Annotated in this window: 19 protein-coding genes; 10 read left to right on the forward strand and 9 right to left on the reverse strand. The window is 71.7% G+C overall.

Annotated elements, in window-relative coordinates; translation table 11 throughout:
- Position 1 precedes the first annotated feature (1 nt).
- The 3 genes from ACWGN5_RS27370 to ACWGN5_RS27380 all read left to right on the forward strand — a co-directional run bounded on the left by ACWGN5_RS27370 (position 2) and on the right by ACWGN5_RS27380 (position 8,625).
- Positions 2–1,279: an NADase-type glycan-binding domain-containing protein gene (locus ACWGN5_RS27370; RefSeq protein ID WP_453519858.1), complete on the forward strand. Its 1,278-nt coding sequence runs from the start codon at positions 2–4 to the stop codon at positions 1,277–1,279.
- Positions 1,280–1,412: 133 nt separating this feature from the next.
- Positions 1,413–6,494, forward strand: a complete 5,082-nt coding sequence (locus ACWGN5_RS27375) for a hypothetical protein (protein WP_453519860.1) — start codon at positions 1,413–1,415, stop codon at positions 6,492–6,494.
- A 241-nt stretch (positions 6,495–6,735) separates the two neighbouring features.
- On the forward strand, positions 6,736–8,625 hold the full coding sequence (locus ACWGN5_RS27380) for a DNA/RNA helicase domain-containing protein (protein WP_453519919.1): 1,890 nt from the start codon (positions 6,736–6,738) through the stop codon (positions 8,623–8,625).
- A 295-nt stretch (positions 8,626–8,920) separates the two neighbouring features.
- Here ACWGN5_RS27380 and ACWGN5_RS27385 read toward each other — a convergent pair whose 3' ends face one another.
- From ACWGN5_RS27385 to ACWGN5_RS27405, 5 genes are all read right to left on the reverse strand, one after another.
- Positions 8,921–9,049 carry a DUF6408 family protein gene (locus ACWGN5_RS27385; protein ID WP_383440245.1) on the reverse strand — a complete coding sequence of 43 codons (129 nt, stop codon included), beginning with the start codon at positions 9,047–9,049 and terminating at the stop codon, positions 8,921–8,923.
- A 260-nt stretch (positions 9,050–9,309) separates the two neighbouring features.
- Positions 9,310–11,181: a DNA/RNA helicase domain-containing protein gene (locus ACWGN5_RS27390; RefSeq protein ID WP_453519863.1), complete on the reverse strand. Its 1,872-nt coding sequence runs from the start codon at positions 11,179–11,181 to the stop codon at positions 9,310–9,312.
- A 257-nt stretch (positions 11,182–11,438) separates the two neighbouring features.
- Positions 11,439–11,981: a hypothetical protein gene (locus tag ACWGN5_RS27395; RefSeq protein WP_453519925.1), complete on the reverse strand. Its 543-nt coding sequence runs from the start codon at positions 11,979–11,981 to the stop codon at positions 11,439–11,441.
- A 388-nt stretch (positions 11,982–12,369) separates the two neighbouring features.
- The gene (locus tag ACWGN5_RS27400; protein WP_453519865.1) at positions 12,370–13,041 is read right to left on the reverse strand and encodes a phosphonatase-like hydrolase; all 672 of its coding nucleotides are present in this window, start codon (positions 13,039–13,041) and stop codon (positions 12,370–12,372) included.
- Between the two features lie 16 nt (positions 13,042–13,057).
- Positions 13,058–13,831: a GntR family transcriptional regulator gene (locus ACWGN5_RS27405; protein ID WP_453519868.1), complete on the reverse strand. Its 774-nt coding sequence runs from the start codon at positions 13,829–13,831 to the stop codon at positions 13,058–13,060.
- 165 nt (positions 13,832–13,996) lie between these two features.
- On the opposite strand from ACWGN5_RS27405, the gene ACWGN5_RS27410 reads away from it, so the two are divergent.
- The 7 genes from ACWGN5_RS27410 (at position 13,997) to ACWGN5_RS27440 (ending at position 21,263) form a co-directional block, all read left to right on the forward strand.
- Positions 13,997–15,172, forward strand: coding sequence for a TIGR03364 family FAD-dependent oxidoreductase (locus ACWGN5_RS27410; RefSeq protein WP_453519869.1), 1,176 nt, complete (start codon positions 13,997–13,999; stop codon positions 15,170–15,172).
- A gap of 214 nt (positions 15,173–15,386) precedes the next feature.
- A complete protein-coding gene (locus ACWGN5_RS27415) occupies positions 15,387–16,730 on the forward strand; it encodes an MFS transporter (RefSeq protein ID WP_453519872.1) in 1,344 nt (447 codons plus the stop codon).
- 436 nt (positions 16,731–17,166) lie between these two features.
- On the forward strand, positions 17,167–17,694 hold the full coding sequence (locus ACWGN5_RS27420; RefSeq protein WP_453519922.1) for an RNA polymerase sigma factor: 528 nt from the start codon (positions 17,167–17,169) through the stop codon (positions 17,692–17,694).
- Positions 17,695–17,697: 3 nt separating this feature from the next.
- Positions 17,698–18,423: a hypothetical protein gene (locus tag ACWGN5_RS27425; protein WP_453519875.1), complete on the forward strand. Its 726-nt coding sequence runs from the start codon at positions 17,698–17,700 to the stop codon at positions 18,421–18,423.
- Positions 18,424–18,548: 125 nt separating this feature from the next.
- On the forward strand, positions 18,549–19,463 hold the full coding sequence (locus tag ACWGN5_RS27430; RefSeq protein ID WP_453519876.1) for a dihydrodipicolinate synthase family protein: 915 nt from the start codon (positions 18,549–18,551) through the stop codon (positions 19,461–19,463).
- A 32-nt stretch (positions 19,464–19,495) separates the two neighbouring features.
- Positions 19,496–20,500, forward strand: coding sequence for a proline racemase family protein (locus ACWGN5_RS27435; protein ID WP_453519878.1), 1,005 nt, complete (start codon positions 19,496–19,498; stop codon positions 20,498–20,500).
- Between the two features lie 73 nt (positions 20,501–20,573).
- Positions 20,574–21,263, forward strand: a complete 690-nt coding sequence (locus tag ACWGN5_RS27440; protein ID WP_453519881.1) for a GntR family transcriptional regulator — start codon at positions 20,574–20,576, stop codon at positions 21,261–21,263.
- Here the strand turns inward: ACWGN5_RS27440 and ACWGN5_RS27445 are convergent.
- The 4 genes from ACWGN5_RS27445 to ACWGN5_RS27460 are packed head-to-tail and all read right to left on the reverse strand — an operon-like array spanning position 21,254 to position 25,561.
- The gene (locus ACWGN5_RS27445) at positions 21,254–22,759 is read right to left on the reverse strand and encodes a long-chain-fatty-acid--CoA ligase (protein ID WP_453519882.1); all 1,506 of its coding nucleotides are present in this window, start codon (positions 22,757–22,759) and stop codon (positions 21,254–21,256) included. The genes ACWGN5_RS27440 and ACWGN5_RS27445 overlap by 10 nt on opposite strands.
- On the reverse strand, positions 22,759–23,679 hold the full coding sequence (locus ACWGN5_RS27450) for a 4'-phosphopantetheinyl transferase family protein (RefSeq protein ID WP_453519884.1): 921 nt from the start codon (positions 23,677–23,679) through the stop codon (positions 22,759–22,761). The genes ACWGN5_RS27445 and ACWGN5_RS27450 overlap by 1 nt, the downstream gene beginning before the upstream one ends.
- Complete coding sequence (locus ACWGN5_RS27455; RefSeq protein WP_453519886.1) at positions 23,676–24,590, reverse strand: alpha/beta hydrolase family protein; 915 nt, start codon at positions 24,588–24,590, stop codon at positions 23,676–23,678. The genes ACWGN5_RS27450 and ACWGN5_RS27455 overlap by 4 nt, the downstream gene beginning before the upstream one ends.
- Positions 24,587–25,561 carry a beta-ketoacyl-ACP synthase III gene (locus tag ACWGN5_RS27460; RefSeq protein ID WP_453519889.1) on the reverse strand — a complete coding sequence of 325 codons (975 nt, stop codon included), beginning with the start codon at positions 25,559–25,561 and terminating at the stop codon, positions 24,587–24,589. The genes ACWGN5_RS27455 and ACWGN5_RS27460 overlap by 4 nt, the downstream gene beginning before the upstream one ends.
- Positions 25,562–25,572 lie beyond the last annotated feature (11 nt).

A 25,572-nucleotide genomic window follows, 5' to 3' on the forward strand; every position in this document is an offset into this window, starting at 1 on the left:
CATGCGAGCATGTCCCGCATGCGGGGCCTCCAACGACCCCGCGGACGACTTCTGCGGCAACTGCGGCACGTACTTGGGCTGGTCGGACTTGTCGGCGAGCACCGGTACGCCGACCTCCACGGACACGTCGGCGAGCGCGCAGGCACCCGCGAACCCGCCGGCGGTCGCCTCGGCGGCGACGGGATCCACGGAGGCCCCGAACGCTCCGGCCGCCCCGGAAGCGCAGCCGAACGCGGACCGCGCGGACACCCCGGCCGCGGTCCCCTCGGCACCGACCGCCACGGCCGCGACCGCGACGGCCGGGACCGCCCCGGGCACGGACGCCCCGGGCGCGGATGCCGCGGACTCACGCCCGGGCACCGGCACCGGCTCCGGCACCGGCTCCGGCTCCGGCCCCGGCGCGGCTCCCCCCACCGGTGAGGGCCCCGGTACTCCACCCTCACCACCCACCGCCTCGCCCACGCCCGCCACTCCCCGCCCCCCGACCAGCCCCACCCCCGACCCGATCCTCCCCGTCCTCCCCGCAAAGGCCGTCGCCCCCCGCCCCGTCGTACGTTCCGCGGCCGTGCAGGACGAGGGCACCGGGCGGCCCTGTCCCGTGTGCGGGACGCCCAATCGGCCGGAGCGGAAGTTCTGCCGGCGGTGTGCCGCGGAGCTGAGGCCGGTGGAGAAGGCCGCGCCGCTGCCGTGGTGGCGGACGGTGTGGCCGTTCCGGCGTCGGGTGCGGGCGGGTTCGGGGCGGGGTGTGCGGCTCATCGTGATCCTCGCCGTCGTGGTCGCGCTGTGCGCCGCCGGGCTCTTCCTGCTCCCCGCCGGACGCGCCCTGTGGGAGGACACCCGGGACAAACTGAGCAAGGCCACGCCCGTGACCCCGGTGGACGTCAAGGCGAGCGACGCGCTCCCCGGGCACCCCGCGACGAACACCACGGACGGGCTGAACAACAAGTACTGGGGTGTCCCCGGAGCGGGCGCCTCGGTGACGTACACCTTCCGCAAGCCGTTCCGCCTCGTCGACCTGATCATCACCAACGGCGCGTCCACGTCCCCCGAGGCGTACGCCCGCCAGGCCCGCGCCCTCCAGGTCGACCTGGAGGTGACGACGGCGGACGGCACACGGCACGACAAGCAGCTCACCCTCAGCGACAAGCCGGGCCCGCAGACGATCCAGACAGGGATCAGCGACGCGAAGACGGTGCGCCTGACACTGCGCTCACCCGTCGGCCTGTCCCGGGGACGTCATCTGGCTTTGGCGGAGGTGGAGTTCTTCCGACGGAGCTGAACCCGCCGCCGTCCGCTCCACGAATGACCCTGTGGCATACGGAAGTTGACGTGTCCGTGGAGTGGAGACGGCGAATCCGCCGGGAGCTGGAGGAGAGGCCGCGCCCCGTCCCCCGTATGGCTACGTTGATCCCGTGTGGAAACGGCAGCAGTCAGGGGACGGCGGGACCGGTGCGTCCGAGCAGGCGACCCGGACGTCCCGCGAAGCCCCACCACCCACCCTCGCCTCCGCCTCCGGCCTCGCGCACCCTCCGCTGTCCCTTCAGCGCACCGCCGGCAACGCGGCCGCCTCGTCGGCCGTGCGAAGGGCCCGGAACCAGGGCGCCCGCCCCGCGCTGCCAGGAATCGAGGAGCGCACCGAGACGGGCTTCGTGCTGCCGTCGTACCTGATGCACCTCCAGGCGGGCGGCCTCTCCTCGACCTACGGACCGACCGGCCACGAGTTCGTCCGGCACGCGGTGTCCGCGGTCGTCGGGCACGCCGACGGCACGGTCGCCGACCTCTCGGACGAACTGGCCGGACGGCCGGAGAGCTTCTTCGGGCAGGGCCGCGCCTTCGCCGTCGAGGGCCGAACAGGCGGGGAGTGGTACGACGTCACCGTCAGGATCTCCCGGGCCCCCGACGACAAGCCGCCCGTCTTCCAGCCGGGGGACCTGCTGGCCGCCGCCTCGCAGGGGACCGACGGGGTGCCGCAGGCCCTGCTCGAGGACCCCCAGGGCAAGGACACCAAGCTCGACGTCCACCACAACTCGTCGGCCACCGTGAGCAGTTCGGGCGGCGGATCCTCCAGCAAGGGCGCCGGCGGTCTCGCCTTCGGGCTCGCGCCCGTCGTCCCGGGCCTCTGGCTCGGCGGTGCCGCCACCGGCAACGCCCAGCCCTGGCACTCCTCCCGCGAGTCCCGTCGGCAGACGAACGTGGCCGAACCGCGTGTGCTGCGCAGCGACAAGGGCTCGGTCGAGGTGCACCGCAGGGTCCGCTACGAGGTCCGTGTCCAGCGGCACGGCACCGACGACGCGCAGACCTTCGGTGACTCCGGAACGCTCACCCAGCGCGTGCCGACCGAACACCTGGTCCCGGTCGGCACCGAGGCGCCCGCCCCGCCCGCGCCGGTGTCCGCGGACACCGGCCGGCGCGTCTCCCTCGCCGACTCCCTGGCACCGGTCGCGGTCGCCGACGACGCGGCCCCGCACCAGACCGGCCGCGGGCTCTTCGACGCCGTCGCCTCCGTGCTGCACCCCTCGCTCACCGCCCCCGGCGCACCGGGGCGCGGGCGGCTGTACGACGTGACCTCCACGGCCACCGTCCTGGAGGACCTGCCCCGGCTGCTGCGCGACGGCGTGGACGGCGAGGACCTGTACTCCAAGGACGGCAAGACGGCCGGCAGTTACCGGCTGCGCGCCGCGGTCACCGGTCTCTCCCCGGCCTGGGGCACCGGCAAGACCCAGCTGCGCACGCACCAGCACGGCCAGACGGCGGTCACCGAGAGCGCGGGCAAGGGGCGGGCCGTCCAGGCGGGTCTGGGCCCGGCGATCGGTGTCGGCGCGGCCTCCAACGCGGCCGTCGTACGGGCCACCGCCATGCCTGTCGCGGCGGCCCGCAAGGCGCGTTTCACCGTGGCCGAACAGAGCGTCGCCGGCCGCCAGGGCGCGGAGGTCCGGGGCGAGAAGGCGCTCTACTTCGGAACCGTGACGTTCACCGCGGAGGGCACGGGCCCGCGCTCGATCGAGGCGATCCTGCACCCGGAGACCCGGGTCGCCGTCCACACGATGAACGTGTGGATCAGCCTCCGCGCCGACGAGGCCCAGTCCTTCGGGCTGCCGCTGCCGCTGGGCATGACGGCCGAGGAGTTCATCAAGAAGCCGACGCAGACCGATGAGAACGGCAACGAACAGAACGTCGAGCGCCATCTCCCGTACGACGGCAAGGGATCCAGCGTCGCACTCAGCCAGGTCGACACCGGCCCGATGGTGCGGGCCGTCCAGCAGATGTTCGCCACCGACCCCCGGCTGGCGGGCTACCTCCCCGCGTTCGGCACCACCGCGCCCGCCCTCGGCACCAGCGACGAGGAGGCCGAGACGCAGCGGCGCAACCACCGCGAGCTGATGACCGCACTCTCGGAGACCAACCTCCGGGTGAACAAGGACCAGTTGCTGTCCACCGGCATCCGGGTACGGCTGCGCCGCAAGACCACCATGCACGCCCACGACGTGCAGATCCTCGTCCGGGGCACGCTGAGCGACACCGTCTACGAGGGCGACATCAAGGACTGGTCGGTGCGCAGCCACACGACTGTCGGCGCCAACGCGCAGAGCGGCCGCAGCAGTTCACGCTCGATCGGCGGTCTGGTCCTCGGCCAGGCCCGGCTGGTCCCCGGCATCCTGACCGCCGGGGCCCGCTACGAGAAGCACAGCTCCGGCTCGCACCGCAACCAGGCCGGCACGACCGGTCGTACGGACGTCGTCGCCAACGGCTCCGACACCGCCGGCGCCTTCCGGGCGGCCCTGCACCTCGACGTGGAGGCCACCATGACCTCCCGGCCCCGCAAGCTCGCCCGCGGCCTCACCGTCGGCAGCCCGGGCCGGGACGTGCCGGAGGCCGAGACGCTGACGTACATGAACCTGGGCAGCCAGGACGTACGGCTGCTCACGCCGACCGAGTTCACCCTGGACCAGGAGGCCAAGGACCGGGCCGACGCGGCGCTCGGGGACCGTGCGGAACCGGAGCCCGCCACCGACGTGGCCGGCCAGGGCATCGGTGACCTGGCCTCGCTCGCCCCCGTCCCGGCCGCCGGGTCCCTGCTGCGGGACTGGCAGTTGGTGGAGACCGTCGACGGGCAGCCCGTCCGCGACCTCGCCTTCGCGCTGCTGTCCAAGGCCGCCGCTCGCAACAGTCGCCTGCGCGAGGACCCGGCGCTGGCGACCGAGGGACTCGCGCCCCGCCTGGCGATCGAGGAACGGTTCGGCGAACGAGCCGTCCAGGCGGCGCTGCGGCAGGCCTCGTCCTCCGGCTGGGTCGTCAAGAACCTCCGCTACCCGCGTCGCCTCGCCGCCCTCAACGGCGCGGTCGGCACCCGGCTGGCCCTGGCCAACCCCAGGTTCGTGCACACCGGCGAGGGCCCGGGCACCGAGACCTTCGTGCTCGGCGGCCACCAGTCCGCCGGACAGTCGGGCCAAGGCACCAGCAGCACCGTGCAGTTCGGCGCCACCGGCTCGGAGAGCGGCACCATGTGGCGTGCCGGACAGGGCCTGTCGACGTTCCGCACCACGAGCGAGGGCGACTCCCAGGCGTACGCCCTGTCCGGCACCGTCGAGCGCAACGCCCATACCCCGAAGAAGGCCCCGCTGTATCTGGTCCAGTGCGACGTGCTGGTCACCATGGTGGCGGAGGTCAAGGTGACCGGCGGCGGCCCCTACGTGGCGAAGGGCGCCCAGACCCTGCCGGCCGCGGCGGGGGTGTGGCTGACGGAGGCACAGCTTCCGCGGGAACTGCGGCGGGAGGCGGGACTGGACACCGCCGAACCGGACAGGGCCGCGGGAGACGAGAGCGACGCGGAGAGCTTCCGTACGGCCGCCGAACAGGCCGTCCAGGACGAGAGTGACGACGAGAGTTTCTGGACGGCCCCCACGGGACCGGGGTTCCGCCGCGAACTCCCCCTCGGATTCGGCATGATCGAGGACCTCCCGAACTTCGTACCGCTGCTCGGGCAACTGCGTTCGCGTCTCGCACTCCACCAGCAGAAGGACCTCGCCGACACGCTGCTGCCCCGGCGACAGCTCGACGACCGCAACGACAACGTGCAGCGCCTGCTCCGCGTCCTGGACCGGGACGGCTCCGCCGGACTGCTGTCCGGCGCCATGGACGGCGGGGTCACCGTCGAGCTGTTCGACGGCCGCAACACCCCGTACTGGGCGGTGTTCAAGGTCGACCGGGTGGGGGACGGCGAGTACGAGGGCGACGCGACGGACCGGCGGGACATGGAGTACATCACCTCGGCCGTGGCCCAGCAGGCGACCTCCCACGACGAGGGCACGACCACCGGCGTCGAGGGCATCCTCGCGGGATCCGGAAAACCCGACGGCGGCTCTGGACAGTTGAAGAGCACCGGCGGCGCGGCGGGCCTCGGCCTCTCGTCCGGCGCGTCGCGTCGCGGCGGTGCCGTGAGCCGCGGCCAGCTCGGCATGAAGACGGTCGCGGACGCCGGTTCGGCGGCGGTGGCGAAGATGCGTGTCCCGGTCCGGGCGAGCCTCGAACTGTACCGGGGCAACACCCGGGTGGCGCTCGCCCTGCTGGACAACCTGGCGCTGACCCATCGCGTTCTGCGCACCGACCTGGACGCGCTCTCCCGCGCCGAACTCCCGGCGCAGGACGTGTCGTTGGTGGCCCGGGGCTCGCGCGCCCCCGACCCGGCGGCCCCGGCCGACCTGGGCGCCTGGCGCGCGAGCGGTGCCCGGCTGCCGATGGAGGCCCAGGTCAACGGCTTCCAAGGGGTCACACAGGTAAGGCAGTTGCTGACGTCCGTGGTCCGGCAGGCGGGCGGCGGCGCGCGGTTCCGCGACAAGGGCCAGGCCGCCGCCTACGCGCTGAACGAGGCGGTCTCCACCGAGTGGATGATCGCCGCCCTGCCGCTTCTGGCCTCCGCCGGTGTCGACCTGCCGCCCGTGCACGCCTCCGGTGCGGAGGGCCAGAACCTCCGGGCCTCCCTGCACGCGCGCCTGCGTAACGGCCGGGTCCTGGGCGTGGGCGACAAGATGGCCTTCGAGACGATCGGCCAGAGCCATCTGGAGGGTCTGCGCCCCACCCAGCGGGACGGCCAGAGCTCGGCCGACCACAGCAGGGCGGCCCGCGGCATGGCCGGCGCGGGGGTCCTCAACGCCGACCAGTTCCGCCTCAACCAGCTGATGGGCAACGCGGGCGGCTCGGGCGGGACGACCGATGCCACGGCCAACGCGTCCGGCTCGATGCCGGTCCACAAGCCGAAGATGAAGTCGGTCCTGGTCCAGTTCACCCTGGACATCAGGGCGGTCGCCCACGTCACCAACCGGGTCCGCACCGGCAGCACATCCACGGCGACCCGCGAGACGACCCTCTCCCGCCCGGTCGTGATCCGCATGCCGGAACCCGTGGCACACCAGATGCTCACCACCCAGCCCGACCAACTCCGAGACGACGACAACCACTTGGGCCTCACCCCGACAGCGGCACCGCCACCCGCATAGCGCGCTCTGTGGCCCGCATCGCTGCTCTGTGTTGCCGGCCCTCAAGGGGTACCCAGTGACCCGCACCGCGTGATCCAGCCACGATCGCCACAGTTCTGGCCGACGGCCATGGTGATGCATTCGGCAGGTCAGGCCTTACCTAAGATCACCACAACCGAACTGCGGCCCGACGGGCTTCCTGGACAGGACATGCCCCCACCCGCACGAGTCACTCGTGCCCTGGGGGAACCACCTCGTGTCCATGCTTCTTCTGAGACTGTCGGCTCAGGATCTGCTCGCTCTCGACTCGCGCGACCGGATGGTTCCGCATCTTGCCGCTCGGTGGCGGCATTTCCGGGGAGCGGATGCCTCGGATTCGGAGCGTTCCGCCTGGGCGGAGAGCCTGGTGAGCCTCGCGAATGACCTGGTCGCGGCGGGGCGGGGGAACGTGGAGATGATCGTCGAGTGTGCGGCCACCCTCGACGAGGAGGTCTCCCCCGGTGATCCCCGCCTTATCGACGTCGTTCTGGTGGGGCGCCATCCGGAGCGCCACGTGCCCTCCGTGCAGTTGGTCGAGTTGAAGCGTTGGTCGACGGCGAGCCGGGTGGAGCGGGCGACTGCGGACCTCTTGCATGTCCCGGGTATCAAGGATGAGAAGAAGCATCCGGCGCTGCAACTGGGCGCGAACTACGAGGCGTTCACAGGCCATCGCGGCCCGTTTCAGGGTGCCGACTTCGAATGCGGCGGTTTCGCGTACCTGCACAACGCCACCGACGAATCTGTAAGAGCCCTGATCGACGTGGACGCGCCGACAGGGGCGTATGCCCGCGTCTATACGAGTGATCGACGCGCGCAGTTGTTGTCCGATCTCAGGATGAACTTCGCCGAGGACGGCGCGGCTTCCACGGCCGAGAGGATGCTGCAGAGCATGGGCCTGCGCAATACTCCGCTGCTCGATGCCATGATCTGGTCCCGCGGAGCCGACACCGTCTTCACTCTGCGAGGCCGGCAGAAGGAGGTCGCGGATCACGTACTGGCGACTGCTTCGAGGGTCCTACCGGATCCCCGACGTCCCGCCTTGGTGCCGGACGAGCGGCGTGTGGTCTTCCTCGTGACGGGCGGGGCCGGAACGGGGAAGAGCGCGATCGGCCTGCAGATCAAGGCAGAGCTGGAGGCTCAAGGCCGTACGGTCAAATACGCCAGCGGCAGCCGGGCTTTCAACGGGGCCCTTCAGGAACACGTCGGCTACGGGGATCGGCAGTTCAGGGAGACGTTCACCTACTTCAGCAGCTTTGTCACTCCACCCGACCCGCTCCTGGACGTGCTGATCTGTGACGAGGCACACCGGCTCCGGGATCGGTCGACCAGCCGATTCTGGAAGCCCGAAGAGCAGGGCACGGGACCGCAGGTCGACGAGATCCTGGCTGCGTCCCGCCTGACGGTGTTCTTCCTGGACGAGGGGCAGTCCGTCAGGCCGAACGAGGTCGGAACCGTCGATCTGATCAAGGATGCAGCCGAACGGCACAACGCTCTCGTCATTCCCTACAAGTTGAGGGAGCAGTTCCGATGCGGGGGCAGCGACGCCTACGTCCGCTGGGTGAAGGCGCTGCTCGGCGTGACGGGTGAGGAGCCCGGCAAGTGGCGTCCCGACGGACTGATGCACATCGAGGTGGTGGACACCCCGGAAGAACTCGAGGAGATCATTCGGACAGAAGCGCTGGCCGGCGCCTCCGGGCGGATGGTCGCCGGCTACTGCTGGCCGTGGACGAAGCCGCTCGGCAAGGAGCGACGACTGGAGGCCGACGTCCGTATCGGAGAATGGCACCGGCCGTGGAACGCGGACAGCGAAAGCTTCTGTGAGAACGAGGCGCCGCCGTCGAGGATCTGGTCCGTGCACGAGAACGGCCTGGGGCAGATCGGCTGTGTCTACACCGCCCAGGGACTCGAATGGGACTGGTGTGGGGTGATCATGGGTGACGACATGGTGCGCCGCGGTGACGCGTGGGTCTTTCGACGGGGGAAGGAACTCAAGACAGCAGAGCCGGGCATCAAGCGGGTTGCAGAGCCCGGTTCGTTCGACCCCAAAGCAAAGGCGGCAGTGTCGATGACGACGAGTTCGCGCGTCTCGTCCGGCACGCCTACCACGTGTTGATGACCCGGGCCAGTCGTGCCACGGTGCTCTATTCCACGGACCAGGAGACCCGGAACTATCTCAAGAGTCTCGTCGGCAAGGTCGAGGTTCACGGGCTGCGCCCCACTTGGGAGAACCTTCCGGTGGAGGCGCGAACGCCGCATCTTCCCCGGCCCGGCCGAGGACGGGGGCGGGGCAAGAACAAGGGGAGGAGTCGGAAGAGCGGGGGGCCGCAAGGTTCTGAGATGAGGCTGTTCTGACAAGAGTTGCCGTATGAGTGAGGTGGCGGACTCACCGGGCCCGCCACCGGCCTGCACTAGATGAGCAGACCTGCCATCGCCACCAGGGCCGTCACCAAGAGGTTGGAGACGACTGCGGCGGCGAACTCGATCAGGATCTCGCGGATCCATTCACGACGCGCAGGCTTGCACTCGACTGAGGTCATGGCCACTCCAAAGCAGTGAGATCGGAATGGCAGGGGGACGCCCTACCGGGCATCCACGCTCACGTCGCATGTCGCCACACGACGGGCACAACCAATCCTCACCCGCAGCTCATTGGAGCGAGCTCAGGACCTGCAGCCTCGTACCCTCCGGGAAGGTGCGCAGCAGGAGCAGGCTATCTCGTGAGTCCACGCCAGGGTGCGGATTCCGCAGTTGCAGGCGGATGTGCGCGCACGGGGCATGACCCGTGCGCCTACGACGCTCACAGCGCCGGGGGGATCAGCGAGCGGAGCTTTTCACGGGTTTCCGGGTCCGTCGAGTAGATGACCGTGCCGATCATGCCCCGCGTCAGCAACACTTTGTACGTGTTGCGGACGAGACGGTCGACGTCCTCGTCTGCGGTGGCCTTGGTGAAGGAAGGGTCCTTCGAGGCGCTTCGGTCCACCACCCATCGGTCCGTACGCCAGACGAGGTCCGGACCCATGATCACGCCGGACCAGTCGTACTCGAAGCCCTGCGCGGTGTAGACGCATCCGACCTGTCCGAAGCCTGCTGGGTCGGTGGCCCAGAGGGGTGCCGGCGGAGCTCCGAGCAGTGCGCGGTCGCCATAGAGGTTCCATGGCCTGGCCCAGTCGCCGATGACGACGTCGGTGGGCAGGGTGTGCATGCTGGAAGTGATCTTTGTCGTCCACTTCCAGCAGTAGCCCGCGGACATGCGGGCACCGTAGTCCTGGGCCCGTCGGGCAGCCAGGAAGTCCTCCAGCTCCTGCGGGGTCTTCGCGGTCAGGAGCTGAACCTTGTCGTCCGGCTCCCACACGGTGGGGGCGTTTCCTTCGAGCCCCAGCAGGTCGACCACCCAGCGCAGGTATGCGTCGCTTCCGCCGCACCGGAACTGGCTGTCGAGTTCCACCACCGTGCAGTCCAGACCCTGTTCGCTTGCGGCTGCCTGGATCTGTTCCACTGTTCCCATTTCGCCCGGACGCACCACTTGGTGCTGGTCCAGCAGGAACACCGGAACCCGCGCGGCGTCCATCAACTCCGCCACCTGCGGTCGTCCGGTCCGCAGAGCCGCCCTTGTGTAGCGGTTGGCGGACGTCTTGCGCAGCCGGTGCGCTTCGTCGCAGATCAGCACGTCGAGGTCGTTCGGCTCAGCCTCCATGAAGCTGTTGAAGTAGCGGAACAGGCGTTGGACCTCTGGCTTGCGGGCACCGGCGACCTTGCGCATCGTCTTGGTGAAGGACTGCGATCCGGTGGCGTGCAGGGCCGGTACTCCGCGCCGGTAGAGGTCGCCCAACAGGGAGAGCGCGATCACGCTCTTGCCGGAGCCTGGCCCGCCGGTCACGACGACGACCTGCTTGCGGTTGGACCGCCGGGCCTGTCGGACTGCCGTCATGACCGTTTCGTAGGCGAGTCGCTGTTCGTCGAGCAGTACGAACTGTTCCCGGTTGCGCACCTCTTCGGCGGCAACGGTCATCAGCTGCCTCGACGGCCGCACCTTACCCTGCAGCAGGGTGTCGGCTGCCTCGGCACCCGGCTTCGCCGCCAGCCGGGAGCGGAGGAAGCCGAGGAAGGCGCCACGCTGGTCGCCGGTGAACATCCGGCCCCGATCGTCCTCGGTGACGGCGCGGAGCCCCGCCACCCCGAAGTCGGTCGCGTTGTGCAGGTAGGCGACCCCCGCCACCGAGTCGGGAATTCGCTCCAACGCTCCGTTGAACGAGATGAGGTAGTCGCAGTAGCCGCGCACCTGCTCGATCGGGTTGAGGACCGGATTCGGGTAGGCGTCGATGCGGCACAGCAGCGGATCGTCCTCCTCCGGGTAGGCCTCGCTCCACTGCTTCAGCTCGACCACCACGTACGAGGGCTCTCCGGTACTCGGATGAACACCGGCAAGTATCACGTCGGCGCGCTTGCTGGTCAGGGGCAGCGCGTACTCCAACATCATCTCGACCTCGCCGAGCCCGGCTTCGACGAGCGCGTTGGTGAGCGCCGGGATGCTTCGCTCCCAGGAGCGCACCTCCGACGGCTGGGGCCGATGGCGGTGTTTGTGCAGGAAGTTCTCGGTCAGGAGCTCGGTCAGCTGTCCTTCAAGGTGGGTGCGGTTGGCCAACGAGGCCGCGGACTCACGGAACAGCAAGGAAGTGCCCCCAGGCAGCACGAAGTAGCTCGTGCGGGTGGGGGCATATCCTTCGGTTCCACGGAAGTGGAGCGGAAGCCCGTCGGGCCGCTGAGATGGTCCTCGCCATCCTAGAACAGGCTATGGATCAGGCGCCTGAGCTGGTCGACAACCTCGTATGTGGGCAGCTGGCGACGCTCCTCCGGCGCACACGGAGTGCGTGGCGATCCTGGAGCCGGCGAAGTAACGCGTGCGTGCGCTTATGGGCGGTGTGGGCGTTACGGACGATCTCCTGACGGAGAGTCTGGGTCGGGGGGCGGCCAGACACGGCGAAGACCGTGCACGGCCCTACCCTCCGGTGGAGTGAGTCGGGCCCCTCCCACGACCGAGAGGTGGTGGCGGAGTTCGTCGGCCACCCGCGCCATGTCGCCGTCGGCGGGGAGGAGCCAGTCCGTCTCGATGCCCCGTTCCACGGCCGGCTCGCTGCTGAAGCGGACGAGGTCGGGGGCGGGCAGGTAGGTGTCGCGCAGCCGGAGGACGAAGTGGGCCGCTTCACCGGCCGTGGTGTCGGTCAGCGTCACACAGTCTCGTCCGTGGATGGTGGCGGTGCCGTCGTACTCCGCGCCGTCGTCGGTGGCGGCCCAGAAGGAGAGGTACGGCTCGCCCTGGTGCGTGCGGTCCTGGCGGACCTTGTAGCGGACCTCGGAGAACGATTCCCGCAGGGCTTCGCCCAGACCGGTGAGGTTGAGGGCCCAGGCGTGTGGTTCCCGTTCCGGGGCGTAGAACAAGAACGTGGTCCGGTCGTCGTCATCGTGCGGCATGGGTTCTTCCTGCAGTCGTCACCGGAGTCCTGCACGTACTTGGCGTCCACCATCATTCCGTCCGCCGGGCGCATGCCGTCCGCGCCGATGGCGGGCTGTGTTCGACGCACGCGACGCACGTTTGACGCACGAACGGATACTCCGCGAGTCGGGTGGCGTGGCGCAGTGCCGCTTCCTGTGTTTCGAAGTGTCTGAAGCGGCACGCCTCGGCGTATCGGGTACGGGCTTGAGGCCCGCGAGGTGCCAGGCGGGGGTGTCGACGAGCTTGATCTCGTACCCGCCGCGGCATCAGCCCCCGTACAGCTCCTTCGTCTCTGGGATCCTGCCGGATCTGCGACTGGTCCGGGCCGAACAGGACATCAGTGCCTCTGCTTCCGGCCTCGGTTGATCAGGACGGGCCCGCCGGTCGGGTCTCCGTCAGGGCGGGCACCTCGGCGGCACTGACCAGGACATGGCTGTACGGCAGGTCCTGGAACGCCTCGCGGGGCAGCTTGCCGGTCAGGACGCCGATGACGACTCCCGCGCCGGCGTTCTTGCCCGCCAGTACGTCCACGACGGTGTCGCCCGCCGTCAGGACCTTCGTCACGTCGGTGACGCCGGTCTTCTCCATCGCGCGGTGGATCATGTACGGGGCGGGGCGGCCGCGCCGCACCTCGTCGGACGTGACGACCGCGTCCAGATTGCCGCCCTCCTCCGCGGACCAGCCGAGCGAGGCCAGCAGTGGACCGGCGACGTCGTCGCTGAAGCCGGTGGTCAGGGCAACCTTGATGCCGCGGGCGCGGAGCTCGGCCAGCGCCTGCTCGACACCGGGCAGGGCCACCGGGGCCTTGGTGCGGTAGCGCTCCTGGAGGATGCTCCGGAAGGCCGCGTACCCCTCCTCGACCAGTTCCGGTGTGACGGTGCCGCCGCCGATCCTGACCAGGGCGGCGATGGCCTCGCGCTTGTCCGTGCCCATCCAGGTCTGCAGATCACTCCGGGCGACACTCACTCCGGTGCGTTCGACGGCCTCGCGCAGTGCCGCGTACACGGCGCCGTGCTCGTCGATGGTGGTGCCTGCCATGTCGAATACGGCGAGTTCAATCAAGGGGGGACTCCTCATGCGTGCGGTACCGCCCGATGACGGCCCTGCCTTCGGTGGTGTTCTCGATGGTGAAGTTGGCCATGGTCGGCAGGAAACGGTCGTCGGCGCTCTCCAGCGGGACACCGGCCGCCGACGAGGTCAGCCGGCGCACCCGGAGCAGGGGCGCGCCCGGCTCGACGCCGAGCAGTTCCACGTCCTGCGCTTCCGCCGTGATGGCGTCGATGGTGTGACGGGCGTGGTGCAGATCGACGTCGGCCCGGCACAGCGCCTCGTAGATGGATCCGGAGTCCGGGTCGAAGTCGAACAGGTGCCGCCCCACGTCATGCACGAACGTGGAGCGCTCGACCATCGTGGGCACCCCGTCCAGCAGCCTCAGCCGGACGAGCTCCACGACCGGATCCCCCTCCTCGATGTCGAGAAGGCCCGCGGCCTCCGGTCCGGCCCGACGGCGGGCCACCTCGACCGTGAACTGGCCGGGCTCGCGGCCGATGGACTTCGCCCACTGGGTGAACGAGATGAGCGTCGCGAACGACTGGGACGGCGCCGCCCTGCGGGCGACGGGCGGCTTGCCCTGGCCGCCGACAAGGTTCCCGTCGCGGCGCAGCATGGCCAGTGCCTGGCGCACCGGGCCGCGGGAGGTCCCGAACTCCTGGCAGAGCTGTGCCTCACTGGGCACCGCCTCGCCCTCCGGCCATTCACCCGACTCGATGCGCCGCAACATCTCCTTGCCGAGCTGCTGATGGAGCGGGACACCCTTACTTGTATTCACAAGAAGACCCTCGCACCCTCGCGGGGTCGTGACCAAGCCCTGGCCCGTAACGTCCTCGTTAATGACTCCCTCCCCGGGGCGCCGCCACGTTAAATCTGGGGCGTCGGCAGGCTACTTGTATGTATAAGCCTTGACCGGTCTCCCGTCGCGGCTCAGGCTCCCGGCATGAGTACTGCAGCAAACAACGCCCCTGGTCCTTCCGCGGGCACCGCAGTCCACAGCGACGTCGTGATCGTGGGCGCCGGCATCGTCGGACTGGCCCATGCCTACGAGGCCGTACGCCGGGGTCTCTCCGTCACCGTCGTGGAACGTGACTGGGAGCCGGTCGGCGCCTCCGTCCGTAACTTCGGCCACTGCTGTGTCACCGCACAGCACGGGGAACTGCTCGACATCGCCTACCGCTCACGGGCCGGCTGGCTGCGGGGCGCCGAGAGCACCGGGATGTGGGCCAAGGAGGCCGGCGCGTACGTGGTGGCGAGATCCGTCACCGAACTGGCCGTTCTCGAGGAGTTGCGCGCCGAGCGCGGCGACGACGCGGTGCGGATGCGGACCGCCGGCCAGATCCGCACGACCCTCGGCGCACCCGCCGGGCACGGCGGCATCGTGGGCGGCGCCTTCCTCCCGGACGACCTCCGGGTGAACCCCCGTACCGCCGCCCCCGCCCTCGCGGAGTGGCTGTCGGAGCAGCCTCTCGCCCGCGTCTTGTGGGGCACATCCGTCGTCGGTGTCGAGACCGGCGTCGTGCACACCACTCGCGGCCCGGTGCGCGGCGATCGCATTCTGGTCTGCGTCGGCCACGACCTCGACCGGCTCTTTCCTGTGGAGGCGGAGGATCACGGGATCCTGCGCTGCCGGCTCAACATGGCGCGGGTCGTGGCTCCTGACGGTTTCCGCACCGACGCGGCGGTTCTCACCGGTACCTCGATGCTGCGCTACGACGGCTTCACCGCGCAGCCGTCAGCCATCCCCCTCCGGGACGAAACGGAGGCGCACAGCAAGGAGTTGATGGACATCGGCGCCAACGTCATGCTCTCCCGGCTCCCCGACGGATCCCTGATAGTGGGGGACTCGCACCACTACGGGACCACCGCGCCGCCCTTCCTGGACGAGCGTGTCTCCACTCTGCTCATCGAGTCCCTCGCGGGCCTCCTCGGCGTCGCACGCCTCGATGTCGTCGAGCGCTGGCAGGGCGTCTATGCCAGCAGCGCCCGCGGACCGCTGCTCGTACGCGACCTCGCCCCGGGCGTGCGGGCCCTGTCCGTCACCTCCGGTATCGGTATGACCCTGAGCTTCGGCCTGGCGGCCGCCACGTTCGACGAATCGCTGCGGTCGACGGTCTGAGTCCGTGGTGACGGTCGGCGGTGACGCCGCCCGCCGACCGTCGCCCCCTCCCGCTCGCAGGTCGGCGGTGACGCCGCCCGACGACCGTCGCCCCCTCCCGCTCGCACGCTTCTCTCGCGCTTCCCCCCTTCCGGTCCCTGCCGCTGACGCCAGCCGACCGTAGCTGTGCCATGTCCATGCCACTATTTCGCCCGAATGGAAGCAGGCCTCCGCCATGAGCAGACCCACGAACCCGACGATCGACCCGGCCGAAACCCCGCCGGTGCAGGAGGACAGCGGCTCACGCCTCCCCGTATCCCGCTTTCTGACCTGGAGTTGGCGGGTCTTCGCCGTCACCTGGGTCGCGTACGCCGGGTACTACTTCGTCCGCCAGGCGTTCTCCGTCGCCAAGCTGGGCATCCTCGAAGACCCGGGCGTGAACAAGGTGCTCACCGAGCAGGCGCTCGGCGTGATCGACGGCGTCTACCTCGCCCTGTACGCCGTCGGGCAGTTCCTGTGGGGAGCGTACGCCGACCGCTTCGGACCCCGGATCGTGGTGATCGGCGGCATGGCCGCCGCCATCGCCGCCTCCCTCGTCCTCGGCGTGGGCAGCTCCCTGCTGGTCTTCGCCCTCGCCATGGGTGTCCAGGGTCTCGCCCAGGCCACCGGCTGGGCGCCGCTCTGCAAGAACATGGTCTCCTTCTTCCCGGTCCCGGAACGTGGCCGGGTCATGGGCCTGTGGTGTTCCTGCTACGCCTTCGGCGGACTCGCCGCCCCGCCGTTCCTCGGCTGGTGGGCGTACTCCGTCTTCGACAGCTGGCGCGCCGCGTTCACCGCGGGCGCCGCGGCCATGGCCTTCACCCTCGTCCTGTTCGTGCTGTTCCAGCGCAACACCCCCGCCGACGTGGGCCTCCCGGACATCGACGACGACACGGCCCCGTCTCCTCGGAACGACGGGCGCGCCGCACGCGACACGTTCGCGCTGTACCGCAAGGCACTCCGCGACAGGATGGTGATGACGCTCGCGGTCGCCTATTTCCTGCTGAAGCCCGCCCGGTACGCCCTGCTGCTCTGGGGTCCGGTGATCGTCAGCCGCCGGCTGCCCGAGGTGGGTATGGTCGGAGCCACCTTCATCCCGGTGTCCGTCGCCGTCGCCGGGATCATCGCGCCGATGGTCGTCGGCTGGCTCTCCGACAAGGTCTTCGACTCCCGCCGCATCCCGCCGCTGGTGCTGTCGCTGGGGCTGCTCGTGGTGGTACTGGTGCTGTTCATGCCGCTCACCGCGACCGGCAGCGCCTGGGTGATGATCGCCGTGCTGGCCGTCATCGGCCTCGCCGTGTACGCGGCCGACGCGATGATCGTCGGAGTCGCCGCGGTCGACTTCGGCAAGACCGCGGGAGCGGGCACCTCGACCGGGGTCATCAACGGTTTCGGTTCGGTCGGTGCCATCCTCGGCGGCCTGCTGCCGGGCTTCCTCTCGACGACCCCGCTCTTCTACGCCTTCGCGGCGGCCGCCTGCCTCGCGGGCCTGGTCCTGCTCCCGCACTGGAACCGCAGGCCCCAGGTCGTGGCCCCTTGAGGGGCCGTTGAGGCCGCCGGTATCTCGTAAGGACAACGGGTCTCGTCCAGCAGTTCGTCAGAATGGTGAACCCCAAGGGGCCTCGCTCACGCCCCTTGACCTCTCGCGCCGCGCACACGCTCGGCGGAGCGGCCGGAGCCGCTGTCCTCTCCGCCCTCCCGCTGAGCGTGTGCGCCCGCACTGGCACGCTGAGGGCTATCCGCTCCCGTAGTTGGGGGGGGCAAGCTCTCGTGCGGATGTCGGACACGGTGTCGGGAAAAGGTTGTTGACGGTCTGACAGGATGGACGTCCTTCGGTTGTTCCGCGGGGGCCGGAGTTCGTGGGTGTGCGGGGTGTGAAGAGTCGGGTGGGCGAGGGAACGGGGCGTGCGCCCGCCGCGGCATGCGGGTCGGAGTGCGGCGCCCGCTCGGGTGGCGGGCGTGACGTTCGGCTCGGTCTGGTCGTCGAGCGGGCCCGGCTGGGGGACGAAGAGGCTTTCGCCGAGGCCTATCGGATCGTTCATCCCGGGCTGCTCGGCTACCTGCGGGGGATCGTCGGCGAGGACGCCGAGGACGTCGCCTCCGACGCGTGGCTGGAGATCGCCCGGGACCTCGGCCGCTTCCGCGGTGACGGCGCGGGCTTCCGCGCCTGGACCGCGGTCGTCGCTCGCCACCGTGCCCTCGACCATCTGCGGCGTGTACGGGCGCGGCCCCGGCCCGCGCGGTTCGAGCAGGACCTCTTCGAGCTCCCGGCCGCCGGGGACGCCGCCGGCGAGGCCTTGGAGGCGCTGTCGACGGAGCACGCGCTCGCCCTCGTCGCGGGTCTTCCGCGGGACCAGGCCGAGGCCGTACTGCTCCGCGTCGTCGTCGGTCTCGACGGCCCTTCGGCCGCCCGAGTACTGGGCAAGCGTCCCGGTGCGGTACGGTCCGCCGCACATAGGGGATTGAGGCGACTTGCGAAACAACTCAAGGGGAGGGGGAGGTGACGGATGCCTGACGAGCTGCGGGACAGCGAGGCCGGGAAGTTGTTGCGGGCTGCTCTGAGCGCTGAGCCGGGAGGGGAAGGGGACGTCGTCGCCCCGGGGGAGGCGGCCGCTCTCGCCGCCTTCCGGGCCGCCCGTGACTCCGGGCTCCACGCGACCTCGCCCGTCCGCGAGACGGACGACTGGACCTCCGTCGCCGATGAGCGGCGGCCCTCCCGGCGCTCCCTCAAGGCGCTGGTCGCCGCCCTGGTCGCCAGCGTGACCCTGGGCGGTGTCGCCTTCGCCGTCGGCGGCCTCCCCGAGAGCTTCCTCGGCACCCCCGCACCGGCCCCCGAACCCCGGCCCACCCGCTCCCTGCCCCGGCCGGCTCCCGCGCCCACGGAGGCCGGTGAGGAGGGTCGTACGAACCGGTCCGCGCCCCCCGGGACCACCGCGCCCCTGCGTCCGGAGAAGGACCCGCCGGAGCTTCCCGGCCACAGCCGTGACGCGCTCTGCCAGGCCTTCGAGAAGGAGCGCGGGGCCCACGGCAAGGCGTCGAAGTCCGCCGCCTGGCAGCGGCTCGTGGTCGCCGCCGGGGGCGAGGAGCACGTTCCCGAGTACTGCCGGTACGAGCCTTCCCCCGCCCGTACGCCGTCGGCCGCGGCCCGCCCGCGCGAGGACGCCGGCCGTGGCACGCCGCCCTCGGACGTGTCCGGCAGAGGGCCCGAGCGGACGCGCCCCGACAGGCCCTGACGGGGCCCGGCCGCTTCCGGGCACTGCGCCGCGCTCTGACGTGCCGTCAGAACTGTGCCGGTTCCTGACCCTTGTGGTGCCCGTCGACATCAATAAAATGTCACACACCACACAAGGGAGTCCTCATGGTCCACGCGCAAGTCCCCGTGCACCGCGCCCACCCCTGGCACGGGATCATGGTCGCCACCGCCCTCCCCTTCCGCGCGGACGGCTCCGTCGACCACGACGCCTACGCGCGGCACGTGGCCCGGCTCGTCGCCGAGGGCTGCGACGGGGTCGTCCCGAACGGCTCCCTCGGCGAGTACCAGACCCTCACCGACGCCGAGCGCGCCCAGGTCGTCCGTACCGCCGTCGAAGCCGCCGGTGACGGCGCGCGGGTCATGCCGGGCGTCTCCGCGTACGGCAGCGCCGAGGCCCGCCGCTGGGCCGAGCAGGCCGCCGAGGCCGGCGCGGGCTCGGTCCTGCTCCTGCCGCCGAACGCCTACCGGGCCGACGAGCGGTCCGTACGCGCCCACTACGCCGAGGTCGCCGAGGCCGGTCTGCCCGTCGTCGCGTACAACAACCCCTTCGACACGAAGGTCGACCTCACCCCCGAGCTGCTCGCGCGGCTGCACGGCGACGGCAGCATCGTCGCCGTCAAGGAGTTCAGCGGCGACGTCCGCCGCGCCTACCAGCTCGCCGAACTCGCCCCCGGCCTCGACCTGCTCGTCGGCGCCGACGACGTCCTCCTCGAACTCGCCCTCGCCGGAGCCGTCGGCTGGATCGCCGGCTTCCCCAACGCACTCCCGCGCGCCTGCGCCACCCTCTACCGGGCCGCCGTCGCCGGTGACCTCGCCGTCGCGCTGCCGCTCTACCGCTCGCTGCACCCGCTCTTCCGCTGGGACTCCAGGATCGAGTTCGTCCAGGCGATCAAGCTCTCCATGGACCTCGCCGGCCACCCCGGGGGCACCACCCGGCAGCCCCGCCTCCCGCTGACGCCCGAACAGGAGGCCGTCGTGCGCGCCGCCACCGAGAAGGTCCTCGCCGACGGCCACGCGTAGAGCCCGTCACTCACTCACCAGAAGGGGACCCCATGCGCACCCGCCACGTCTACCACGCGGTGGACTCCCACACCGAAGGCATGCCCACCCGCGTCATCACCGGCGGTTTCGGGAACATCCCCGGCGCCACGATGGCCGAGAAGCGGCTCCACTTCGCCGAGCACCTCGACCACGTCCGCACCCTCCTCATGTACGAACCGCGCGGCCACGCCGCGATGAGCGGCGCGATCCTCCAGCCGCCCACCCGCCCCGACGCCGACTACGGCGTCCTCTACATCGAGGTGTCCGGCCTGCTGCCGATGTGCGGCCACGGCACCATCGGCGTCGCCACCGTCCTCGTCGAGACGGGCATGGTGCCGGTCGTCGAACCGGTCACCACCGTCCGCCTCGACACCCCCGCGGGGCTCGTCAGCGTCGACGTCCACGTCGAGGACGGCCGCGCCCGCTCCGTCACCCTCACCAACGTCCCCGCCTTCTCCGTCGGACTCGACCTCAAGACCGACGTCCCCGGATACGGCACGGTCACCTACGACCTCGCGTACGGCGGCAACTTCTACGCCTTCGTCGACCTCGACGCCCTGGGCCTGCCGTTCGACCGCGCCCACAAGCAGGAGCTGCTCGCCGCCGGGCTCGCCGTCATGGACGCGGTCAACGCCGGCCCCGACCGGCCCGTCCACCCCGAGAACCCGGCCTTCGCCGGGGTCAAGCACGTCTATCTGACCGCCCCCGGCTCCGACGCGACCCGCTCCCGCCACGCCATGGCCATCCACCCCGGCTGGTTCGACCGCTCCCCGTGCGGCACGGGCACCAGCGCCCGCATGGCCCAGCTGCACGCCAGGGGGCTCCTCGCCCCGCACGCCGACTTCGTCAACGAGTCCTTCATCGGCACCGAGTTCACCGGGCGGATCGTCGACGAGACGACCGTGGGCGGACTGCCCGCCGTCGTGCCGACCGTCACCGGCCGCGCCTGGATCACCGGCACCGCCCAGTACTTCCTCGACCCCGACGACCCGTTCCCCGCCGGGTTCCTGCTCTGAGATCACGCGCGGTGGGAGCTGGAGAAACGTGACATTGTACGATGCTCCCCCGTGACTTCTCGGAGGACGCACGATGGGTGACCTGAAACAGTACGGTCTCGTCAGAGCGCAGGAACGGCTCCGCGACCAGGTCGGCCACGCCCTTCGCGCCGCCCTGATCGCCGGCGAACTGCGCCCCGGCCAGGTCTACTCGGCCCCCGGACTCGCGAGCGACCTCGGCGTCTCCGCGACCCCGGTCCGCGAGGCCATGCTCGACCTGGCCCGGGAGGGCCTGGTCGAGCCCGTCCGCAACAAGGGCTTCCGCATCACCGAGGTCAGCGAGCGGGACCTCGACCAGTACACCGAGCTGCGGACCCTCATCGAGGTCCCCACCATCGGCCGGGTCACCCGCAGGGCCACCCCCGAGCAGCTGGAGGAGCTGCGCCCGGTCGCCGAGGAGATCGTCTCCCGCGCCCGCGAGCACGACCTCATCGGCTATCTGGAGGCCGACCGCCGCTTCCACCTCGCGCTGCTCGCCCTCTCCGGGAACGAGCGGCTCGTCGAGACCGTGGGAGACCTGCGCAAGCGCTCCCGGCTCTACGGCCTGACCGGCCTCGACGAGGCCGGCAAGCTGGTCTCCTCCGCCGAGGAGCACCTCGAACTCCTCGACCTGATGATCGCCGGGGACGCGCCCGGCGCCGAGGCGTGCATGAGACGGCACCTCGGCCATGTGCGCTCCCTGTGGGCGGACGCGGACGCCGACGCCGACGCCGATCAGGCCTGATCCTCCGGCGGGACGATCTCCCGCTTGAGCACCTTCCCCGTCGGGCCCTTCGGCAGGGCGTCCGTGAGCCAGACCCGGCGCGGGTACTTGTACGGGGCGAGCCGCTCCCGCACATATGCGCGCAGCTCGGCGGGGGAGACCCGGCTGCCGGGCCGCAGGACCACCGCGGCCGCGACCTCCTGCCCGTGCACCGGGTGCGGGACGCCGAGGACCGCGGCCTCCGCCACGCACGGGTGGTCGTGGAGGACCTCCTCCACCTCCCTCGGGTACACGTTGAACCCGCCCCGGATCACGACGTCCTTGAGCCGGTCGACCACCCGGAAGTCGCCCGTCGCGTCCCGGGTGCCGAGGTCGCCCGTGTGCAGCCAGCCGTCCCGTACCGTCTCGGCGGTGGCCTCGGGGCGGCGCCAGTACCCCTTCATCACGTTGTGGCCGCGGATGACGAGCTCACCGACCTCGCCGTCCGGGACCTCCTTGCCGTCCCGGTCCACCACACGCATCTCCACGCCCTCGACGGGGATGCCGATCGTGCCGGGGAACCGCGGCCGGTCGCTCCGGTTCACACAGGCCAGCGGGGACGACTCCGACAGCCCGTACCCCTCCAGTACCGCGCAGCCGAACTCGGACTCGAAGCCGGTGAGCACCGCCACCGGGAGGGCGGAGCCGCCGCACAGGCAGACCCGCAGCGAGGAGACGTCGTGGAGCGCGCGGTCCGGCTGCCGCAGCAGCAGCCCGTACATCGTGGGGACGCCGAGGAAGACCGTGACCCGGTCCCGCGCGACGAGCGCCAGCGCGCCGGCCGGGTCGAAGCGGGCCATGAGGGTCAGACAGGCCCCCACGGCCACCGCCGAGTTCAGCCCCATGACCTGCCCGAAGGAGTGGAACAGCGGCAGCCCGCCGAAGACCACGTCCGAGGGGCCGAGCCCCAGGACCCGCACGCCTTCGTCGACGTTGCGCCGGATGTTGCGATGGGTGAGCTCGGCGCCCTTCGGCGCCCCGGTCGTGCCGGAGGTGTACAGCACGACCGCCGTGTCCTGGGGGGTGCGGGATGCCGCCCGCACGCGCGCGTGGCCCGCCAGCAGCCCCGTGAAGGCGCCCGGTTCGACCGCGAGGTGCGGGACGCCCGCGAGCCGGGCGCCCTCGGCGGCCTCCTCGCCGTCCCGGTGCCAGGCCAGGAGCAGCGCCGCCTCGGCGTCCGCCAGGCAGTGGCGGACCTCGCCCGCGCGCAGCAGCGGGTTGAGCGGCACGACGATCGCGCCCGCGCGCAGGATGCCGTAGTACAGCACGGCGAACAGCGTGCCGTTCGGGAGCATGAGCGCGACCCGGTCGCCGGGCCCGACCCCGCGCGCGTGGAGGAGGGCGGCGGCCCGGTCGGCGCGCTCGTCGAGCGCGCCGTACGTCAGCGCGTCGGGGCCGAGCCGCAGCGCGGTCCGCTCGGGGTGCGCGGCCGCGCTCCGGGCGAGGAGTTCGGGGACGGTGCCGTCGTCGACGCTCATCAGGGCTGCTCCTTCGGGGCCGTACGGTGCGGAGGCGGTACGGGGCGGGGGACGGCGACCGCGGTCAGCAGCAGGCCCTCGCGGACGAGCCAGCGACCGTGCAGCACGCGGGGGAGGGGGTACGGCCGCACGGGCGAGGCCGTGCCGGGATCGACCAGGAGCCGAGCCAGGAACCGGCCGGCGGCCCCGGGACGGCCCGTACGCGCGCGTGGGGGTGGATCGGGGCGGTCGTACGTGCCGAGCCGTTCGGTACGGACGTCCGGGAGTGGATCAGGCCGGTCGTCCGTGCCGAGTCGTTCGGGACGGGCGACCCGGAGTGGATCAGGGCGGTCGCCCGCGCCGAGCCGTTCCGTACGCGCGCGTGGGGACCCGTGCAGGTGCACCTCGGCGTCCTCGAAGCCGAGCCAGTCGCCCCCGTACCCGCTCCAGGCCTTGTAGACGGACTCCTTGGCGCTGAACAGCAGCCGGTCCCAGGCGATGTCCGGCCGCCGCGCGGCCAGTTCGCGCAGCCGCGGCTCCTCCGGGCCGAACGCCACCGCCTCGCGGACCCCGGACGGCAGCGGCGCGTGCGGTTCGGCGTCGATGCCGAGGGCGAGGAAGCGGGCCGACCGCGCCACCGCCGCGCCCCGGTATCCCGCGCAGTGCGTGATGCTGCCGACGGTGCCCTCGGGCCACGTGGGCGCCCCGCGCCGCCCCCGAAGGAGCGGGGCCGCCGCCACCCCGAGGGCGGCGAGCGCCCGGTGCGCGCAGAGCCGGGCGGCCGCGAACTCGCGCCGCCTGCCGGGCACGGCGCGGGCCATCAGGGCCTCCTCCTCGGGGAAGCGCCACACGGGGTCGGGGTCGTGGGTGGCTTCGGCCCAGCGCACCCGCTCGGGCAGCAGCGCACCGAGCAGAAGCGATTCCCCGGGGCGGCCGCTCACGCCCGGACGCCCGACGGGGCCGGTCCGGCCGGGACCACCGGGAACTCCGCCCACGTCGCGATCCGTTCGACCAGGCCCGCGTTGTGCCGGATCCACCGGAAGTGGTCCAGCCGCCGCCCTCCGGCGTCCGACGCCCGGTAGCTCCACCGCCGGACCCGCGCCGAAGGCAGCTTCGCGCACAGGTGGTCCACCGCCCGCGGCGGCGCGAGCGCGTCGCCCTCGACGTCGACGGCGAGCACGGGCAGGTCCACGGCCCGCAGCGCCTCCTCGTAGTCGGCGACGGCGCCCACGGCCCCGTACCGCCCGGTCCTCATCTGCCGGGCCCAGTCCCGCATCACGCCCACCGACTCGCGCCCGCCGAAGCCGAACCGGTGCCCCGGCCAGTACCCGAGCAGCTCCGCGCCGGCCACGCACAGCAGGCTCCGTACGAGCCACCGCCCACCCGGCCGGGGATCCGCCCCCGTACCGAGCGCGCGCCACCAGGCCGAGCCGCTCGCGACCAGCACGACCCCCGCGAGGCGCGGGCGGTACAGGCCGCAGTGCACCAGGCCGAGCTGGCCGCCGAGGCTGTGCCCCAGGACCAGCCTCGGCGCCTCGGGGAACGCCCGCTCGACCGCGTCGAGGACCGCGCCGATGTCGTGCTCGACGAGCTCCCGGTAGCCGAACCGCACCCCGCGCGCCGGCACCGGGGTGCTCTCGCCGTGGCCCCGCAGGTCCGTCGTCACCACGGTCGCGCCCCGCCGGTGCAGGGCCCGCGCCAGCGGGGTGTAGTGGCGGGCGGCGGTGCCCATCGCGGGCAGGACGACCACGACCGGGGCGGCCGGCTCGGGGCGCGCATGGACGCGGACCACGAGCGTGGCGCCGTCGGGGGCGGTGAGCTCGGCCAGTACGGGGAAGGGGGAGGGCTTCATCGGCGCTCGCGGTGCTCGGGGCTCACGTCCTCCAGCTGCCAGCCGATCACGCCCGCGCCCCAGGTGACCCCCGCGCCGAACCCGGCCACCCCGAGCAGGCCCGTCGGGCCGAGGCGGCCCTCCTGCCAGGCCTGGTGGAGGGCGAGCGGGATGGAGGCGGAGGAGGTGTTGGCGACCCGGTCGACGTTGAGGTACAGCCGCTCCGGCGGGACGCCGAGCTCCTTGCCCACCGCCTGGACGATGCGCGCGTTCGCCTGGTGGGCGACGAACAGGTCGACGTCCTCGGCGGTCAGCTCCCGTCGGGCGAGGACGTCCCGCGCCGCCTCGCTCATCCGCTCCACGGCCTGGACGAAGATCTCGGGGCCGTCCATCCGGAGCTTCCGGTCGTACCGGTCGGCGTACAGGAGCGGGATCAGATCCCCGTCCGAACCGAGCCGGAACGCGGGCTCCACGGAGGGTCCTGGGTCCACGTCCGCCACGACCACCGCTCCGGCGCCGTCGCCGAGCAGGACCGCCGTCGACCGGTCCTCGTGGTCGGTGATCCGGGTCAGCGCCTCGGCGCCGCAGACCAGGACGGTGCCGGCCCGGCCCGACTCGATCAGGGCGACGGCGTGGTCGAGGGCGTACACGAACCCGGCGCAGGCCGCGTGCAGATCGAACGCGGCGGCCTTGTCCGCCCCGAGCCGGGCGGCCACCTCCACGGCGAGCCCCGGGGTGGTCCGGTCCGGGGTCGTCGTCGCCACGACGACGTGCCCCACCTCGCGCGCGGTGCGCCCCGCCTGGGCCAGCGCCGTCCGGGAGGCGGCGAGCGCGAGGTCGGCGAGGTGGCCGTCCTCCGGCAGGAAGTGGCGCTGCCGGATCCCGGTGCGCTTGACGATCCACTCGTCGGAGGAGCCGATGGCGGCGAAGTGACTGTTGGGCACGGCCCGCTCGGGCAGCGCGGAGCCGATGCCGACGATCGTCGCGGTCATGAGCGGTCCTC

The organism is Streptomyces sp. NPDC055815 (genome assembly GCF_053616475.1).

Excerpts from the sequence above, each read along its gene's own strand:
- ACWGN5_RS27410 (WP_453519869.1), top strand. The coding sequence starts at position 13,997 with ATGAGTACTGCAGCAAACAACGCCCCTGGTCCTTCCGCGGGCACCGCA.
- ACWGN5_RS27430 (WP_453519876.1), top strand. The coding sequence starts at position 18,549 with ATGGTCCACGCGCAAGTCCCCGTGCACCGCGCCCACCCCTGGCACGGG.
- ACWGN5_RS27400 (WP_453519865.1), bottom strand. The coding sequence starts at position 13,041 with ATGGCAGGCACCACCATCGACGAGCACGGCGCCGTGTACGCGGCACTG.
- ACWGN5_RS27445 (WP_453519882.1), bottom strand. The coding sequence starts at position 22,759 with ATGAGCGTCGACGACGGCACCGTCCCCGAACTCCTCGCCCGGAGCGCG.
- ACWGN5_RS27460 (WP_453519889.1), bottom strand. The coding sequence starts at position 25,561 with ATGACCGCGACGATCGTCGGCATCGGCTCCGCGCTGCCCGAGCGGGCC.
- ACWGN5_RS27455 (WP_453519886.1), bottom strand. The coding sequence starts at position 24,590 with ATGAAGCCCTCCCCCTTCCCCGTACTGGCCGAGCTCACCGCCCCCGAC.
- ACWGN5_RS27440 (WP_453519881.1), top strand. The coding sequence starts at position 20,574 with ATGGGTGACCTGAAACAGTACGGTCTCGTCAGAGCGCAGGAACGGCTC.
- ACWGN5_RS27425 (WP_453519875.1), top strand. The coding sequence starts at position 17,698 with ATGCCTGACGAGCTGCGGGACAGCGAGGCCGGGAAGTTGTTGCGGGCT.
- ACWGN5_RS27415 (WP_453519872.1), top strand. The coding sequence starts at position 15,387 with ATGAGCAGACCCACGAACCCGACGATCGACCCGGCCGAAACCCCGCCG.
- ACWGN5_RS27435 (WP_453519878.1), top strand. The coding sequence starts at position 19,496 with ATGCGCACCCGCCACGTCTACCACGCGGTGGACTCCCACACCGAAGGC.
- ACWGN5_RS27370 (WP_453519858.1), top strand. The coding sequence starts at position 2 with ATGCGAGCATGTCCCGCATGCGGGGCCTCCAACGACCCCGCGGACGAC.
- ACWGN5_RS27395 (WP_453519925.1), bottom strand. The coding sequence starts at position 11,981 with ATGCCGCACGATGACGACGACCGGACCACGTTCTTGTTCTACGCCCCG.
- ACWGN5_RS27385 (WP_383440245.1), bottom strand. The coding sequence starts at position 9,049 with ATGACCTCAGTCGAGTGCAAGCCTGCGCGTCGTGAATGGATCCGCGAG.
- ACWGN5_RS27380 (WP_453519919.1), top strand. The coding sequence starts at position 6,736 with ATGCTTCTTCTGAGACTGTCGGCTCAGGATCTGCTCGCTCTCGACTCG.